The sequence below is a fragment of the Devosia sp. YIM 151766 genome (assembly GCF_030285925.1).
In the GTDB taxonomy this organism is placed as follows: domain Bacteria; phylum Pseudomonadota; class Alphaproteobacteria; order Rhizobiales; family Devosiaceae; genus Devosia.
The window spans coordinates 2,503,830-2,520,123 of the sequence record NZ_CP127251.1 but is presented as its reverse complement, the minus strand read 5'-3'; the positions used below and the strand labels follow the sequence as shown (position 1 = coordinate 2,520,123).

The 16,294-nt window shown below is 63.2% G+C and carries 18 protein-coding genes and 1 tRNA gene; 8 read left to right on the top strand and 11 right to left on the bottom strand.

Annotated elements, in window-relative coordinates:
* Positions 1-5 precede the first annotated feature (5 nt).
* Entirely contained in the window at positions 6-1,646 is a 1,641-nt protein-coding gene (gene fliF / locus O9Z70_RS12420) for a flagellar basal-body MS-ring/collar protein FliF (RefSeq protein ID WP_286019763.1), read from the bottom strand.
* 268 nt (positions 1,647-1,914) lie between these two features.
* Here fliF and O9Z70_RS12415 point away from each other — a divergent pair, with 268 nt between their 5' ends.
* A complete protein-coding gene (locus tag O9Z70_RS12415) occupies positions 1,915-2,196 on the top strand; it encodes an AbrB/MazE/SpoVT family DNA-binding domain-containing protein (RefSeq protein WP_286019762.1) in 282 nt (93 codons plus the stop codon).
* A 2-nt stretch (positions 2,197-2,198) separates the two neighbouring features.
* Positions 2,199-2,537, top strand: coding sequence for a type II toxin-antitoxin system PemK/MazF family toxin (locus O9Z70_RS12410; RefSeq protein WP_286019761.1), 339 nt, complete (start codon positions 2,199-2,201; stop codon positions 2,535-2,537).
* Positions 2,538-2,634: 97 nt separating this feature from the next.
* On the opposite strand, the gene sciP is transcribed toward O9Z70_RS12410, so the two are convergent.
* From sciP to O9Z70_RS12395, 3 genes are all read right to left on the bottom strand, one after another.
* Positions 2,635-2,913, bottom strand: a complete 279-nt coding sequence (sciP, locus tag O9Z70_RS12405; protein ID WP_035085775.1) for a CtrA inhibitor SciP — start codon at positions 2,911-2,913, stop codon at positions 2,635-2,637.
* A 398-nt stretch (positions 2,914-3,311) separates the two neighbouring features.
* A complete protein-coding gene (locus O9Z70_RS12400; RefSeq protein WP_286019760.1) occupies positions 3,312-4,034 on the bottom strand; it encodes a flagellar hook assembly protein FlgD in 723 nt (240 codons plus the stop codon).
* 12 nt (positions 4,035-4,046) lie between these two features.
* The gene (locus tag O9Z70_RS12395; protein ID WP_286019759.1) at positions 4,047-5,495 is read right to left on the bottom strand and encodes a flagellar hook-length control protein FliK; all 1,449 of its coding nucleotides are present in this window, start codon (positions 5,493-5,495) and stop codon (positions 4,047-4,049) included.
* Between the two features lie 242 nt (positions 5,496-5,737).
* Between O9Z70_RS12395 and mnmA the strand changes: the two genes are divergently transcribed.
* Positions 5,738-6,889 carry a tRNA 2-thiouridine(34) synthase MnmA gene (mnmA, locus tag O9Z70_RS12390; protein WP_286019758.1) on the top strand — a complete coding sequence of 384 codons (1,152 nt, stop codon included), beginning with the start codon at positions 5,738-5,740 and terminating at the stop codon, positions 6,887-6,889.
* A gap of 90 nt (positions 6,890-6,979) precedes the next feature.
* On the opposite strand, the gene O9Z70_RS12385 is transcribed toward mnmA, so the two are convergent.
* Positions 6,980-7,168 (bottom strand): hypothetical protein, encoded by a 189-nt coding sequence (locus tag O9Z70_RS12385; RefSeq protein WP_286019757.1) that lies wholly within the window; start codon positions 7,166-7,168, stop codon positions 6,980-6,982.
* Between the two features lie 109 nt (positions 7,169-7,277).
* Here O9Z70_RS12385 and O9Z70_RS12380 point away from each other — a divergent pair, with 109 nt between their 5' ends.
* The 3 genes from O9Z70_RS12380 (at position 7,278) to O9Z70_RS12370 (ending at position 10,647) form a co-directional block, all read left to right on the top strand.
* Positions 7,278-7,832, top strand: coding sequence for an RNA polymerase sigma factor (locus tag O9Z70_RS12380; protein WP_286022009.1), 555 nt, complete (start codon positions 7,278-7,280; stop codon positions 7,830-7,832).
* Complete coding sequence (locus O9Z70_RS12375; RefSeq protein WP_286019756.1) at positions 7,829-9,787, top strand: YfbK domain-containing protein; 1,959 nt, start codon at positions 7,829-7,831, stop codon at positions 9,785-9,787. Before O9Z70_RS12380 ends, O9Z70_RS12375 begins: the two co-directional genes overlap by 4 nt.
* 203 nt (positions 9,788-9,990) lie before the next feature.
* Complete coding sequence (locus O9Z70_RS12370; protein ID WP_286019755.1) at positions 9,991-10,647, top strand: hypothetical protein; 657 nt, start codon at positions 9,991-9,993, stop codon at positions 10,645-10,647.
* 112 nt (positions 10,648-10,759) lie between these two features.
* Here the strand turns inward: O9Z70_RS12370 and O9Z70_RS12365 are convergent, their stop codons facing one another.
* Positions 10,760-11,710 carry a ring-cleaving dioxygenase gene (locus tag O9Z70_RS12365; RefSeq protein WP_286019754.1) on the bottom strand — a complete coding sequence of 317 codons (951 nt, stop codon included), beginning with the start codon at positions 11,708-11,710 and terminating at the stop codon, positions 10,760-10,762.
* 266 nt (positions 11,711-11,976) lie between these two features.
* On the opposite strand from O9Z70_RS12365, the gene O9Z70_RS12360 reads away from it, so the two are divergent.
* Together O9Z70_RS12360 and O9Z70_RS12355 are read left to right on the top strand one after the other, a co-directional pair.
* On the top strand, positions 11,977-12,639 hold the full coding sequence (locus O9Z70_RS12360; RefSeq protein WP_286019753.1) for a UdgX family uracil-DNA binding protein: 663 nt from the start codon (positions 11,977-11,979) through the stop codon (positions 12,637-12,639).
* 58 nt (positions 12,640-12,697) lie between these two features.
* Positions 12,698-12,774, top strand: a tRNA-Met gene (locus O9Z70_RS12355).
* Between the two features lie 120 nt (positions 12,775-12,894).
* Here O9Z70_RS12355 and O9Z70_RS12350 read toward each other — a convergent pair.
* The 5 genes from O9Z70_RS12350 to O9Z70_RS12330 all read right to left on the bottom strand — a co-directional run bounded on the left by O9Z70_RS12350 (position 12,895) and on the right by O9Z70_RS12330 (position 16,200).
* The gene (locus O9Z70_RS12350) at positions 12,895-13,272 is read right to left on the bottom strand and encodes a DUF4260 domain-containing protein (protein ID WP_286019752.1); all 378 of its coding nucleotides are present in this window, start codon (positions 13,270-13,272) and stop codon (positions 12,895-12,897) included.
* Between the two features lie 260 nt (positions 13,273-13,532).
* On the bottom strand, positions 13,533-14,372 hold the full coding sequence (locus O9Z70_RS12345; RefSeq protein WP_286019751.1) for an alpha/beta hydrolase family protein: 840 nt from the start codon (positions 14,370-14,372) through the stop codon (positions 13,533-13,535).
* 116 nt (positions 14,373-14,488) lie between these two features.
* Complete coding sequence (locus tag O9Z70_RS12340; protein WP_286019750.1) at positions 14,489-14,872, bottom strand: GFA family protein; 384 nt, start codon at positions 14,870-14,872, stop codon at positions 14,489-14,491.
* Between the two features lie 40 nt (positions 14,873-14,912).
* Complete coding sequence (locus tag O9Z70_RS12335) at positions 14,913-15,161, bottom strand: hypothetical protein (RefSeq protein WP_286019749.1); 249 nt, start codon at positions 15,159-15,161, stop codon at positions 14,913-14,915.
* Positions 15,162-15,351: 190 nt separating this feature from the next.
* A complete protein-coding gene (locus tag O9Z70_RS12330; RefSeq protein WP_286019748.1) occupies positions 15,352-16,200 on the bottom strand; it encodes a sugar phosphate isomerase/epimerase family protein in 849 nt (282 codons plus the stop codon).
* Positions 16,201-16,294 lie beyond the last annotated feature (94 nt).

Below are 16,294 nucleotides of genomic sequence, written 5' to 3'. Positions count from 1 at the left end.
GGATATTACGCCGCGCTACCAAGCCAGTCGCGCACGATGAGCGCGGCCTGTTTGGGGTTTTCCTCGACCAGCGTGCCGACCGTCTTGAGGGTCTGCAACTGGGTTTCGCCCATGGATTTGGCATTGGAGACCCAGGCGGGCGTCTTGTCGCGGGGCATGTCGGTTTCCGGTTCCTCCTCGGGCGCGACGACGCCATCGGCCAGCAGCGTGCCGTGCTGGCCCAGTTCGGCGGCGACCGGCAGGGCCAGCGGCGCGGTCTCGGGGGTCAGGACCTTGCGCAGCAGCGGGCGCATGACGAAGAAGACCAGGGCCAGGGCGATCAGCAGCGTCACCGCCATTTCGGCGCCGTTCATCAGGTCGTCACGGGTGAAATCGAGCAGGCCGCCGGTCTGGTCGGTGCCGGGCGCCAGCAGATCGGGCCGCTCGGCGAATTGCATATTGACCACCTCGATCGCATCGCCGCGTTCGGCTGAATAGCCGGCGGCGGACCGCACCAGGGTGAGCAATTGGGCGATCTCGTCGGCGCTGCGCGGCATATAGGTGATATTGCCGGCGCCATCGTCGGCATAGGTGCCGTCGATCACCACGGCGACAGAGAGGCGCTTGATCGAGCCGGCTTCGGTCACGGCGGTCTGGGTGGTCCGGGAAATCTCGTAATTGACGATTTCCTCGGCCGAGACGCCCTGTTCGGTGAGGCCCTGGGCGGCGGCGTCATTGCTGGCGCCGGGCAATTCGTTGGCGACGGTCACCTGCCCGCTATTGGCGCCGGACAGGTTCTCGGTCTCCCTCGTCTGGGTGGAGCGCACCACCTGGCTTTCGGGGTCGAAAATTTCCTGGGTGGTGGTGGAGCGGTTGAGGTCGAGTTCGGCGGCGACCTCGACGCGGGCGCGGCCGGCGCCGACCACATTGGCCAGCATATCCTCGATACGGGTGCGCAGGCGGTTCTCGATGCCCAGGCGGCGTTCGTCGCTCTGGCTGGAGATCAGCCCGTTTTCGTCGTCGCCGGTACCGGAAGCGAGAAGATTGCCCTGGTCATCGACGATGGAAACGCGGGTTGGGGTCAGGCCCTCGATGGCCGAGGCGACCATATGCTGGATGGCGCGGATTTCTCCCCCCGACAGCGCGCCGCGCACCGAGAGCACGATGGAGGCGGAAGGGTCCTTGCGTTCGCGGCGGAACAATTCGCGCTCGGGAAGCACCAGATGCACGCGCGCGCCCTTGATGCGGGTGAGCGAGGCAATGGTGCGGGCCAATTCGCCTTCCAGCGCCCGGACATTGTTGATGTTCTGCACGAAGCTGGTGGCGCCCAGGGTCGATTGCTGGTCGAAAATCTCATAACCGACCTGGCCGCGCGTCGGCAGGCCCTGGCCGGCCAGGCTCATGCGGGTGGTGGTGATCTGGTCGCGGGGAACAAGGATCGTGTCGCCTTCGCCGCGCAATTCATAGGGAATATTGAGCGTCTGCAGTTCGGTGAGGATCGCCGAGGAATCTTCCAGACTCAGCCCCGAATAGAGCGGGGCCATTTGTGGCGCTTGCGCCCGCAGGATCAGGAAGCCGAAGAAACCCAGCATCAGCACGGCGACGATGGCCATGGCCGCCAGGCGTGGCATGCCGATCCGGTCGATGAGGTTGGTCAGACTTTCCACGCCACACTCTGGGTTCCGTCCATCATGCTCCGGCGGGAAAAGCGCTGGCGCGTTCCGCTGGAGCATTCAGGCGACTCAATGCGGTCATGGAGCCCCCAAGACCGATGGGCAAAAATTACCTAGTGGATGGTAAACAAGTTATTAACCGGCTGTTCCGATTTGCAAATTCAGGCAGAAATTGCCGGCCGGCGTTAAGGAAATTTGACGGTTGGACATTGCAGCAGCGGAACCTTGATGTTATACATTTGTCAAACATTGGAGGCCGATCATGACAGCGCATCCGGGTTATCTCACTAAGACCAGGCTGAAAAAGGCAGGCGGTTCGCTGATCGTCACCGTACCCGCGGCGGCGCGTCATTCGCTGCTGCTGCGCGAAGGACAGGAATTAGCGGTGTCCATCGAGGGAGATCGGCTGATTTTGCAGCCAGTCGCCAAGACGCCACGCTATAGGCTCGAGGACCTGATGGGCCAATGCGAGTTGGACGCGTCTCATCCGGATGAGACGCGTGACTGGCTCGATGCGCCACCGGTCGGACGGGAAATCCTCTAGCCATGGAGCGGGGCGAGATCTGGTATATCGACCTGTCGCCGGCGGCCGGACGCGAGCCGCAGGGGCGGCACCCCGTTCTGGTCATTTCGCCCCGAGCCTTCAATCGCAGCGGCATGGCGCTGGTCGCCCCCATTACCACGATCGGCAAGGCATCAAGGATGCGGGGTTTTGCCGTCAATCTACAGGGAGCCGGCACGGCCACGACTGGCGTGATCCAATGCGACGCCATCCGCGTCGTCGACATGGTACAGCGCAATGCCCGTCAGGATCGGGATCGCGATGCAGTGCCGCCCGATATATTGGATGACGTCTTGGCGCGCATCGCCACCATCGCGCAATAATCGCCGGCAAGTAAAACCCGCCGGATCGCTCCGGCGGGTTTGGAATCGTGTTTGCCGATGTCTTCAGCCCGGCATTCGGGGCGCCGGCAATTGCCGATCACCCTTCGCGGTAATGCTGAATCCAGGTGGTTCTCAATCCGGCAAGGCCATGTTTGTCGATGGCGGCCTGCCAGTTGAGGAATTCATCGACGCTGAGCGTATAACGCTCGCAGGCTTCTTCGAGGCTGAGAAGGCCACCGCGCACGGCGGCAACGACCTCGGCCTTGCGGCGGATAACCCACCGTCTGGTATTGGCTGGCGGAAGATCCGCTATCGTAAGCGGACTACCATCCGGGCCGATAACGTACTTTACGCGCGGACGCATCTGTACGGTCATTTTACTCTCTACTCAAACCTGACCATATCCAGGCAGAGTAGGGGAGCGGCCTTAAAATACCCCTAAGGGGAAACTTACAACAGGTTAAGAAAAGTCAGGCGTTTCAAGCAATTGAAACCGGGTTGCCCGCCATTGCGTCCCCTCCCCCTTGAGGGTGGAGTGTTTACATTGGGCACTTCGAGCCAAGTTGTCTCGGGGCGTCAGGCTCTTAGCTCCCTCCCCCTTGAGGGGAGGGAAGGGGAGGGGGTGCTGCGGTTTCTACACGTCCGGCAGCCTCGCCCTGGCTCCGACACCCCCATTCTCAATCCCTCCCCTCAAGGGGGAGGGAGGCGCAGGAGCCGGGCGCATAGATTTTTCCATCGGCGATGGCCAGGCCCGGCGCCGCGCCGCCGGGGGCGTCAGGCCGCCGGATCGTCCGCTTCGTCGTCTTCGCCATCGCCAGGACCGGCCGGCGGCGGCGTAGTGGTCTCGGCCACCAGGCGGACATTGGTGACGTCCTTGAGGGCGATCTTGTTCTGGCCCACGGTCAGCATGGGCTCGGGGCCGGAGAAGTCCACGGCCGTGACGATGCCCACCGAACTGGTGGCGACTGCCACCGTATTGCCCGACAGGTTGGTGCCCTTGATCTCGATCGTATAGATGCCGTCCGGCCGCTTGCTGCCATCGCTGCCCATGCCGTCCCAGAGGAAGGCGCCATGGCCGGCCTCGAGCGAGCCTTGCTCGGTATAGACCACGCTGCCGGCGGCATTCTTGATGGTGACGGTCGCATTGGCGACATTGGCGGCGGCGTTATAGGTCCAATAGGCCCCGCCATCCCTGAGTTCGGCCGTCTCGCCGGAGGCCGAGATTTCCTTGCCGATATAGGAAACCGCGTCGGAGCGGGCCGTGCTCTGGGTGTTGAGCAGCAATGCTTCGAGGAAGTCATTGGTCTTCAATTGCTGCTCGACGCCGGTGAACTGCACCAATTGCTGGGTGAACTGGTTGGTGTCGAGCGGTTCGAGCGGATTCTGGTTGCGCAATTGCGTGGTGAGGATGCTGAGAAAGGTATCGAAATTCTGCGCGATCGTCGCGCGGGACGCATTATTGGCGCTGGACGTACCGGAAACACCTGAAATCGACATGATACCTGTTCCTTACGCGATAATGTTGACGCCGCTGGCCTGAAGGCTGCCACGGTAGAGATGGACGCTGGGCATCGCTTCCTGGGCCTCGCCCTGACCGGGCTCGCCGCCGCCGCCGCCGAAGGGCTGGCGGTCGCCGGGGCGATCCTGTCCGTCCTGGCCGGCAAAGGGATTCTGCTTCAGCGAGAATTCCAGATTGGTCTTGCTGCTATCGAGCCCGGCCTGTTGCAGGGCACGCTCCAGGACGCGCTGGTCGCGCTGCATCAGGTCCAGCGTCTCGGATTTTTCCACCGTCAGGCGCGCATGCACCTGCCCGGTCTTGTCGATATCGAGCCGCACGTCGATCTTGCCCAATTCGGGTGGATCGAGGCGGATCTGGAAGCGGGTATTGCCGTCCTGCACCTGCCGGGCCAGTTCGAAAGCGAGTTGCGGCAGGTTGAGCTGCTGCTGGCTGGTTTGATAGCCGGCCTGGATCAGGCGCGGGCCGGCATCGGCGCGGAGCGCCGCCGGGTCCTGCTGGACCGGGGCCGCGGCAGCGGCGGCGGCCGGGTCGCTCGGGGCCGAGCCATTGGGCGCGTTGGCGGCGCGGGCCTCCGGTCGCGGCGGCTCGTTCCGCCGCTCGGACGAGCGCTCATCGCCTGAATTACCCGTGTCGTCCAGCTTGACCGCATCGCCGGCTTGCGGAGGCGCGTCGGCGGACTTGCCGCCCAGCACCGGCTCGCTGGTCCTAAGGCTCGGGGCGGCCAGCGCCGGCTCTTCCGGCAGCTCTTCGGCGAGGGCGGCGGCAAAGCGGGCCAGGGCCGCTTCGAGTTCCGGGGCGCCCCGCTTCATGCCGAGGGCCGCCAGTTTCTCCTCGCTCACCGCGCCGGCTTCGAGCGCGGCCAGCAAGGCGGAGAGCTTGTCATCCAGCCCTTTGAGCCGCGCGGCGATCGCGGAGGGGATTGCGTCTTCGGCCTGCATCTGGACCAGGAATGCCGACAAAAGATCGAGCGTCGCCGCGAAGCCGGTGGGCTCCGCCTCGGCCTGATCGAGCGCAGCGGCGAGATCGTCGGTTCCGGCCAGTTCGTCGAGCGTCAGGCCCAGCATGGCGGCCAGGGCTTCAAGGGCGTCTTCCACCCGGCCAAGCAATTCGGGATCGAGCGGCGCGCCGCGATCGAGACCGGCCTTGAGCGCTGTCAGCGCCTCGATGAAATCGACGAGGGGCGCGGGGTCGGCAGGTGCAATATCCGCGCCCTTGAGGTCCAGCGCAGCGGCAAGGATTTCGGCGCTCTCGGCATCTTGCCGCTTCCCGCCCGCCGGCGCGCCATTGGCGGTCCTGCCGGCTGCGGCGGCATTCGGCTCGCCAGCGATAAGAGCGGCGAAGGGGCTGGTCGTGCCGCCGCCATCCTCGTTCCGGGCGCCAAAGTTCCGGCTGTTTACGCCGCCGGGCATGGCGCTGATAATGGTCAAATGTGATGCCACGATGGGCGCCCTTGAAAACAGACTGATCCAGCAGAAGCAATGCAAGAGCCTTGCCAGATTGCGATAGAGAAAAACTCTGCCTTATTTCAAAGACTTAACTGAAAATGGCTCGGACCTGCCGGTGCAAAGGCTGCCCCATGGCGGCAAAAGCTGCCGGGTCGAATGGACAGATTGGCCGGCGCGGCGTAAAAGCCGGGCTCACTGTTTCCGCTGGCCCTTGAACCCAACCGGATACGAGAAAGATGCTGAACTCGCTTGATATCGCCAAGCGCCCGGAGGACACGCGCGTCGTCGTCGCCATGTCCGGGGGCGTGGATTCCTCAGTCGTTGCCGGATTGCTCGCCCGCCAGGGCTATGAGGTTGTCGGCGTCACCCTGCAACTTTACGATCATGGCGAGGCCATTCATCGCAAGGGCGCCTGCTGCGCCGGGCAGGATATCCACGATGCCCGCCGCGTCGCGGCGAAGCTGGGCATTCCCCATTACGTGCTCGATTATGAAGAGCGCTTCAAGAATGCGGTGATCGAGCCTTTCGCCAATGCCTATCAGCAGGGCGAGACGCCGGTGCCCTGCATTGCCTGCAACCAGTCGGTGAAATTCGTCGACCTCATGACCGTGGCGCGGGAACTGGGCGCCGATGTGCTGGCGACCGGCCATTATGTGCAGACCAGGCTCGGCGAGGATGGCCGGCGCCAGCTCTTCCGCCCGGTCGACCACGAGCGCGACCAGTCCTATTTCCTCTTCGCCACCACACGGGAGCAGCTCGATTTCCTGCGCTTTCCGCTGGGCGGGATGAGCAAGCCGGAGGTGCGCGACCTGGCGCGCGAACTGGGCCTCGAAATCGCCGACAAGCATGACAGCCAGGACATCTGCTTCGTGCCGCAGGGCAAATATGCCGACATCATCGCCCGCATGCATCCCGAGGCCCTGAGCCGGGGCGAGATCGTGCATCTGGATGGCCGGGTGCTGGGTGAGCACGAAGGGATCGTCCATTACACGATCGGCCAGCGCAAGGGCCTGGGCATCGCCGCGAGCGAGCCGCTTTACGTGGTCAAGCTCGATCATCGCAGCGGCCGCGTCATTGTCGGCCCGCGCGAGGCGCTCAAGACCCATATTGTGCGCCTGCGCGACGTCAATTGGCTGGGCGCGCTGCCTTTGGCCGAGGCCAGCGCCGGCAATGGCGCGCCGGTCGAGGTCAAGGTGCGCTCCACCCGCGGCCCGCAGCCGGGCGTGATCCAGATGCGGGACGGGGAAGTCTATGTGACGCTGGTTTCCGGCGAATACGGCGTCTCGCCCGGCCAGGCCTGCGTGTTCTACGCCGATGACGGCACCGCCAGCGAAGTGCTGGGCGGCGGCTTCATCGCCGAAGCGGTGCCGCAGGCTTTGGTGGCTTAGCTTTTTTTGTCGGCCTCAGGTCGCGGCCACGGCGTTACCGGCCTCGTCCGTCGACAGGCTCAGGATGAGGTCTGCCGGCGCCTGGCGCCTTCACTCCCCCTGCAATTGCTCCGCCGTCGGCTCCTTGGCGGCGTTGGAGGCCTCCTTGAGCGCCTGATAGGAGCCGGGGCCGCCCATGATGATCGAGAGCGAGATCATCAGGACCAGCGCGCCCATGGCGAGGATCATGATGCGGATGGGATTGAGGCCGAAGGGCCCGGTCTTTTTTTCGTCCGTCATGGTAGAGTTTTCCGAAAATAAAAAAATTGCTGGCACCGGCCCAAGGACAGGCGCGGTCGTGTCGTCTTAATGCCAGAATAGCCCGGAGAGGCGATACGTGCATGCACAGATGTTGGGACTGACCGCCGCACCCCCGCCGGACCCGGCCGCGCCGACGCAGGCGCTGGTCGCGCGCGCCCGTCAGGGCGACGCCGAGGCTTTCGCCGCGCTGATCGAAAGCCATTACGATGCCATCTATCGCACGGCCTGGCGCTGGTGCGGCCATCGCGACGATGCCGAGGACATCGCCCAGGAGGTCTGCGTCAAGATCGGGCGGGCCATTGCCCGCTTCGACGGGCGCAGCGCCTTTTCCTCCTGGATCTATCGCATCACCCTTAATGCGGTGCGCGACTGGCAGCGGGCGGGGGCGCGGCGTGGGCGGAACGTGGATGCCTATGCCGAAATCTCGCCCACCGAACAGCAGGCCGAACAGGAAGCGGTCATCGCCAATCGCCAGCTCTGGGAGGCGGTGCGGTCGCTGCCGGAAAAACAGCGCGACGCGGTATTGCTGGTCTATGCCGAAGAACTGAGCCACGCCGAAGCCGCCGGGATCATGGGGATCAGGGAAGCGACCGTCTCCTTCCACGTGCACCAGGCGCGCAAGACATTGAGGGGGCTGCTATGAGCCGCCGGAACGATCCGTTTGAAAAGCTGAATTCCGCGCCGCCGCCCGCGCCCGGCAGCGCAGCGCGCGCCCGGGCGCTCGCCGCCGCCCGTCTCGCCTTCGAGGCGGGCCGGGCCGAGGCGGCAAGGACAGCCGCCGCCCCGGCCAAAGGAATTTCGCCTGGGCAGCGTCTCATCTCCATCATCAATTCCTGGAGAAGGATTTCGATCATGGACATGCGCATTCCCATCGGCACCGCCGCCATCGCCCTGCTGGTGCTGCCGCTTGGCTGGCAGCTCTATAGCTCGACGGCGCTGCCGCCCCAATGGGAGCATCCTAGCCCCGCGCCGCCGCCGGTCGCCGATCAGGCCGCGCCGGCTCCTGTCGATGTCGCGCCCGCGCCGGCCATGGCGGAAAGCGCCGTGGACGGCGCCCGGCCGGCGGCGCCCGCCGGCGGCGTCACCACCACCATGCGCACCATTGCGAGCGACCGCTCATTGCCATCGCTGTCCTATGCGCCGAGCGGCGACAGCTTCGCGGGCTTTGACGAACAGCGCCTCAAGCTGGCCGCCGAGGAGCCGGTCTCGACCTTTTCGCTCGATGTCGACACTGCCAGCTATGCCTATGTCCGCCGCATGCTGGAGGACGGTTATGTGCCCGATCCCGATGCGGTGCGGGTCGAGGAATTGATCAATTATTTCCCTTATGATTATCCGGCCGCGCCCAGTGCCGCCCTGCCGTTCCAGCCCGATGTGAAGGTCTTCCCCACGCCCTGGAATGCGCGGACGCAAATCCTCCAGATCGGCATCAAGGGTTTCGAGCCGGTGCTGGCCGATACCAGGAGCAATCTGGTCTTCCTGATCGACACCTCCGGCTCGATGGACGCGCCCGACCGGCTGCCGCTGCTCAAGCGCGCCTTCGGCTTGCTGCTCGACCAGCTTTCGGCCAATGACAATGTGTCTATCGTCACTTATGCGGGTTCGGCCGGCATCGCCCTGCCGCCGACCAGCGCCGACAACAAGGCGGTGATCCTGGCAGCGCTCGACCAGCTTGCCGCCGGCGGCGGCACGGCCGGCGCCGAGGGCATCGAGCTGGCCTATCGGCTGGCCGAAGAGGCGATGATCGCCGGCGGCACCAATCGGGTGATCCTTGCCACCGATGGCGATTTCAATGTCGGGATCAGCGATCCGGAAAAGCTGACGCAATTCATCGCCGGCAAGCGCCAGAGCGGCATCGGCCTGTCGGTGCTCGGCTTCGGCCGGGGCAATCTCGACGATGCCGCCATGCAGGCCCTGGCCCAGAACGGCAACGGCAATGCCAGCTATATATCGAACTTTGCCGAGGCGAAGAAAGTGCTGGTCGAGGAAATCGGCGGCACGCTCCATACCATCGCCGAGGATGTGAAGGTGCAGGTCGAGTTCAATCCCGCCCGGATCGCTGAATATCGCCTGATCGGCTATGAAAGCCGCGCCCTCAACCGCGAGGATTTCAACAATGACGCGGTCGATGCGGGCGAGGTCGGGGCCGGCACCACGGTCACCGCGCTTTATGAGATCACGCCCCATGGCGCCGGATCGGTGGACCCGCTCCGCTATGGTCCCGACGACGATGCGGCCGCCGCCGCCGATAGCGCGGAAATCGCCTTCCTCAAGATGCGCTACAAGCTGCCCGGCAACGCAGTCAGCCAGCTCATCGAGGTGCCGGTGACGGCCGATCTGGCCTATGGCGACATTGCCGATGCCGGCATGGATGCGCAATTCGCCGCCGCTGTGGCCGCTTTCGGCCAGAAGCTGCGCGGCAGTCTTTATGGCGCGGCCATGGAGTGGGACGAGATCGCGGCGCTGGCCCGGGCGGGCCGCGGCGCCGATGACGGCGGCTATCGCGCCGAATTCATCCGCCTGGTGAACCTGGCGGCGATGCTCAAGCCGGATAGGGTTACGCAGAGCTGCGAAGCCGGGGAGACCTGCGCGCCATAGCCGGCCCCCTCAGCGATTCAGCCGTTCACGGAAACGGCAATGGAGCCAATGCTGGCGCCATTGCCGCTGCCGATCGGGCGAAATCGTCCTCTCCCCGATCGGCAATGGCTGGCGGTGCTTTCCTCGCTCCCGAACCCATGCCACTCTTGTCGCAACGATAGGAGGCGAAGCTGCGCTCTTTCGATTTCAGTTCCTGGGCCAGCGTGCTCACCACCTTGCTCGGCCTGGCCTTGTTCGCGCTGGTGGGCGTCGGCATCCGTCTCATCATGATGACCACGATCCAGCAGCGCCAGCAGCGGGCGAACCGGCAGATTAACGAGCGGCTGAAGACGCTGATCGCTGCCTATAAGGTTCTGGGCGGCTCGTTCACCGGCACGCTGACCGTCAGCCCGGCGCATAAGCGCGGCGAGATGCGCCCGGCCGAAACCGCCGAGGGCGAGGCCATGGCCGAGATCATCACCGGTTCGGACCGGCAGCGGCGCATCCGCGACGATGTCGAGGCGGCGCTTGCCGACATCATCCTGCTGGGCACCGAAGACCATGTGCGGCTGGCCGAAAAGGCGGCGCGCGAACTGGTCGAGGGGCGTCCGGTGCCCACCGGCGCGCTGGTTGTGTCGCTGCGCGATTTCATCCGCAAGGCCCTGGATCTCGATCCCATTCCCGCCGACCTCGCCATTCCCCTGCAAGGACCGAAACGGCCAGCCGCCTCCGGTGGCGGACGCGGCAAAGGCGAAGGCGGCGGCCAGGGCGGCGGCGGCGGTGGAGGCGGCGGGGGAATGGGCGGCGGCATGGGAGGAGGCGGCATGGGCGGCGGCGGCGGCCGGCTGGACGATCCCAACGCCGCCGACACCGCCCGATAAAGCGCAGCATTTCCCGGCAGCGCCGGCGCCATAGAAGGTCCGGGTTCGGCGGAACGAGGAAGCCCCCTCCCTTTGACAATGGGTGGGGGCCGCCTCTGCCGAACCTGGAATTTTAAGCCAGCGGCTTCAATCCGGCCTCGATCGCGGCCCGCTGCGTCTCGAGGAAAGGCGGCAGTGCCAGGGTCTCGCCCAGGCTCTCCAGCGGTTCGTCGGTGGCAAAGCCGGGCACATCGGTGGCAATCTCGAACAGGATGCCATTGGGCTCGCGGAAATAGAGCGAGGTGAAATAGAAGCGCTCGACTTCGCCCGAGGAACGGATGCCGAAACTGTTCACCCGCTCGATCCACTGGCGCAGGCTGTCCTGGTCCGGGGTGCGGAAGGCGACGTGATGCACGCCGCCGGCGCCGGGCCGCACTCGCGGCAGGCTCGGATCGACGCTGACATGCAATTCGGCCGCCGGGCCGCCGGGACCCATTTCATAGACGAACATTTCGCCATGGCGCTCGCGCGCCGGATAATGGCGCACCTGCCGCATGTTCATCACCCGGGTCAGCACGGCATCGGTCGGCTCCAGCTTGGGCACCGACAGGGTGATGGGGCCCAGGCCGATGATCTGCTTGTCGGCCGGCACCGGCGACTTTGCCCAGGGCACGACCTTGTTGTTGCCATCGACCACCAGGCGGAAGCGCTGGCCTTCGAAATCCTCGAAATCGAGCGAGAGATGCCCGAAACGCTCCTTGATGCCGCTGGTAGAAACCTCGTTGGCTTCCAGATGCTCCTTCCACCATTTCAGCGTGTCCTCGCTATCCACCCGCAGACCGGTGCGGCCGACGCTGTGATTGCCCCGACGCTCGCGCAGCGTGTTGAAATCGAAAAAGGTCAGGTCGGCGCCGGGTGAGGCGACGCCGTCGCCGTAAAACAGGTGATAGACCGAGGTGTCGTCCTGGTTCACCGTTTTCTTGATCAGGCGCATGCCGAGCGTCTGGGTGTAGAATTTCAGGTTCCGCGGCGCATCGGCCGTGACTGCGGTGAGGTGATGGATGCCGCCAAATTCAAGACTCATGTCAATCTCCTTGTGCGGCGCGGCTGCGCCTAGTTTCGAGAGTGAATGTATGGGGCCGGGCGCGGCTTGCCTAGCAGGCCCAATCGCAACGCATTGGTGCCGATTATCGAACGAAGATGACAATTGCCGTCAACGGTGCCTGAAATGCATCGTAACGTGACGGATAAAGCTAACAATCTGTTAGCACCAAGGGGCGGGGCGCAACCCCTGCGAAGCTGAATGCATTGCCTTCCTGATCCGCAACGCCGAGGCGATGGAGCAGGAAAATGACCGTGACCCATGAGCCGCGAAAAGACGAGGATATTCAATCGCTTGCCGATGCCGGCGTCGCGGTGCACGATTGCCGCCGCTGCCCGCTTTACCAGCAGGCGACCCAGGCCGTCTTCGGTGAAGGCCCCGACGATGCCGCAATCGTTTTCGTCGGCGAACAACCCGGCGACCAGGAGGATCTTCAGGGCCGGCCCTTTGTCGGCCCGGCGGGTCAAGTGCTTGATGATGCTATCAAAAAAATCGGGATTGACCGCCGGCGGGTCTATGTGACCAATGCGGTCAAGCACTTCAAATTCACGCCCCGCGGCAAGCGCCGCATCCACCAGCGCCCGGATGGCGGCGAGATACAGGCCTGCAAATTCTGGCTCGATCTCGAAATCGGTTTCATCAAGCCCAAAGTCGTCGTCGCCCTGGGGGCGACCGCCGCCCGAAGCCTGCTCGGCAAAGCCGGCATCACCATCTCCAAGCTACGCGGTCATCCCATGCAAATGTCTGATGGAACTATGCTTTTCGTGACGAACCACCCATCGTACCTCTTGCGCATCCCCGACGCCGAAAGCAAAAGGCGCGAGCGCGAAAAGTTCGAGGCGGACCTCGCCCAGATCCGTGACATGATGGGAAAAATAGAAAAGTTACAACCAATGCATGGCAACGCTTGACAGGCCAAGCCGGCAAACCTTAGTAAGGCCCGCACCGGCCCCGGCTGGCGTCCCTTGGGGCGGAGTAGCTCAGTTGGTTAGAGCAACGGAATCATAATCCGTGTGTCCCCAGTTCAAATCTGGGCTCCGCTACCAAAATCCTCAATAAAATCAGCACCGATTTCGATTCAGCCAGCCTTGGCCAAAACGGGGCGTATGGAGACCCATCCCTAGCGGGCGGTGATTCCGTACGCGGGGAACTGGTCTTCTTGGCAGTCATTCGCGAGATTGTTTGCCTATCCTGCCAAGGTGGGTGAAGCTAAATCCTTGTGGAGATTTCAGCCCGTATCCCAGCAGGCGATCGAGTCCGGAGTGAGCGAGCCAAAGCGCCCCCAGAGCGGCCAAGACAGGAGCGGATAACGCAGTGCCGAGTACGATGAACACCGTGCCGAAGGCATAGATATGAACCAAATTGTAGATGGCGGCGCCAATCTTTGGGCCCAACAGATAACTTGCGAAGCTCAGGTCAGGGGCGAAAAAGGCGAGAACTGCTAACCACCATGAAAGCTCGGCGCTAACGAGGCTGAAAAGCGTGACGCCCGCAATGAAAATGACCGCCCCTTCGGCCTTTTGCCATAATACGGTCTGTTCCATGCCATTCCTCTCCAGTCCATGGCCCTGAGATTGACGGGAGACTGGCGGAGGAGCAAGAAGTTTCAGCAGCGCAGAGCGGCGGCAATTCCTTGCTCATCTAGGAGGAGGCAAGTTGGAGGATTTGGTTTGAAGCAGCCGGCCTAAATGGCCATCAGCCCCGCGCGAAAAAGATTGCCTCGGCTTTAATAGTCCCAGCCTCAATTCGATAAGCTATCGCCAGCGAAATGGCTCTGGCGGAGGTCCGCCGCCAGAGCGCTGAGTCAGAGCGTTGTGGCGAAGCGGTCGACTGTCAACTGCATCAATTCGTCGAACGCAGTCATGTCTCCCGAGAAAATGTTGAAGGTATGATCGGCGCCTTCGATGATCTCTTTGGCCTCGTCATCGCTACCGGCAGCCTGCAAGATGGTGTCGGTCACTTCCGGCAATACCACGTCGTCATTGGAACCAGCGATGGCGAGCACCGCCCCATCATAGCCGGCCAGGTCGGTGGCGAGGTCTAGCGCTCGGACTTCATCGAACCAGTCGACTGACAGGTTGAGGGGTTCGCGCCAATCGAATTCCATGACAGTAAAACCATTGGCTTTGGCCTCATCATATTTGTCGGCCATATAGTCCGACATATCGACGACGCCGGCCCAGGTTACGAGACTTTTGACCTCGTCGGGCGTATGGATAGCGGCCATCATGGCGATCATGCCGCCCTGGCTCCAGCCCAGAAGGCCCAGACGATCATCCGCAACCTGGTCCAGGCCCTGCATGTAGGCGATGACGTCTTGCCCGTCCTGAAGACCGCTGGATGGCGTGTACTCGACATAGTCGACCGGGCTGTCGCCATTGCCGGCAAAGTCGAAGCGAGCACTGGCGATTCCTGCCTCGGCAAGTTTAGGGGCCAAGAGGTCATAGCCGCCGCCGGCTTCGTGACGATCCGAGCCGGTGCCATGAAACATCACGACGAAGGGGAAGGGACCATCGCCGTCAGGCAGGGTAATCGTGGTGGGAATTTGGCGCTGGGTGCCGTCGATCATAACGACCTCCTCGCCGGCCAGGGATATCGAGGGCAACGCCAGGAGCGCCACGGAAGCTGCGGTGAGCATTCGCATTTTTGTTCTCCTTCAAAACCTTAGGAGATGAATATTCCGGCAATTGGCGGGAATCGGCAAGGCCACAATGATGGCGAGGGGTACGCTCAGCGCATAGCGCCAGTTCGGAAATGGCGTTAGCTGCTATTGGTCTCACGATCACGCTGAAAACTATGAGTGAGCGGAAACGCCGGCAACCATGTTTCGCGGCGGATCGTCCAAAGCTCGTATGTCGGTACAAACCGGTTGGGTGCGTCCAAGGAGCCCAGGTTCACTTCGATTTCGCCGCCGGTGCGGGAAAATATTGACGAGCCGCAAAGGGGGCAGAAATATCGTCCGGCATAGTCCCGTGTCTCGCCCTCTATCGTCACCGCATCTTCAGGGAATATCGCCGAGGCGTGGAAAAGCGCCCCGTGATGTTTGCGGCAATCAAGGCAGTGACAAATGCCAACTCGGTTGGGAGGACCTGAGGCCGATATTCTAACGCGACCGCACAGGCACCCGCCAGTGACTACGCCCATGGCGCCTCTCTCAATTTATGGCCGATGCCTGTCCGGCTGTTCAAGGTTGGCCTTTGTCGGCCGCTTTGCCGGAGCGATTGCCCTTTCCAAGGTCATCACGGGCTCGCTTGTCCTTATCGAGCTTTTCGAAGCTTTCAATCACGCCGTCGGTTTCCTGGTTTTCGTCCGGCACCGCTTGGCGCTGATTGGGAACGTTCGTCTGGTCATCGCCTTGCAGGCTGTTGCGGCCCATGCGCTCGGCGGCAAGGTCGCTCTCGGACAGCCGCGAGGCTGCTTTCTCCTTGTTCATGGCCCTCTCCATCATAGGTGCCTTGATCAACGGAGTCGGCAGGGACGCGTTCCATATCGCCGCGTCCGGGCGGTTTTTCGTGTCCCGGTCTTGGCAGGCGAGAGTGCCAGAAAGACTGAGCGCCATAGACGTGACCGGCGCCCTGCCGGCGGCTCTCGGTGCGCCGCCGGGCTGGTGCTGCGCCGACAGATCAGAAGCCGTGTCGGGCCATGAGTTCGACGCCTTCACGGGCGACGTCGTCGCCATTGTCGAACATGTTGCGCCAGGCGCCCACACCGGCGGTGATGTCGGGGTGTGAAATGGCGGACGAGAATGCCTCGACGCCGATGAGGCCGGTATATTGAGCCTGTTTCAGGCGCTCGAGGAAGGGCGAAAAGTCGATCGTGCCCCGGCTCAGCAGGCCCCGATGGTTCTGGTCGATTTCGAAATAGGCCAGATGGGGCAGCGCCAGTTCCAGCGCCGCCATCATGTCATCTTCTTCGATGTTCATGTGGAACGTGTCGAGGTGAACCTTCACATTGTCGGCGCCAATGGTCTCGATGAGGCGCACCGCGTCGGCGGCGGTGTTGATGAGGTTGGTCTCATAACGGTTGACCACTTCGAGCGAGAGGATCATCCCCATTCCGCGCGCCTTTTCCGCAACCAGCGCCAAGCCCTCGGCGGCGGCCTTGAAATTATCTTCGCCGGCGACCCGCGAGGCCTTGCCGAAGGCTGAGTAAAGAATACCGCCCATGCGGTCGGCGCCTATTTCCGCCGCCAGATCGAGCGCCGCCTTGTGCCGGTCGACACCGCGCTGCCAGATCGTCCGGTCAGTGCTCGATATGTCGTTTTCCGGCTGGAGCGGCGATGTCGTCACCGGCTTGATCGCGGCTGCGGCGAAGATCCCGGCTATAGCCTTGGCATCGATATTTTCGTGATTCCGGATTGGCACGACCACGTGGTGATAGCCCAGAGCGGCGGCACGATTTACCGCATGTTCCCCATATTCGGTGGTCCACATCGGGGCCCAAGTATATGCGTGTATGGAGCGCTGTCCCATAAAATATCCTATATATCAAGCACTTGCACCAGGAATTTCCCCGGAAGGCGATTACAGGCCGCAATGCGTCCTGCTCATACCTGATATCTTGCAT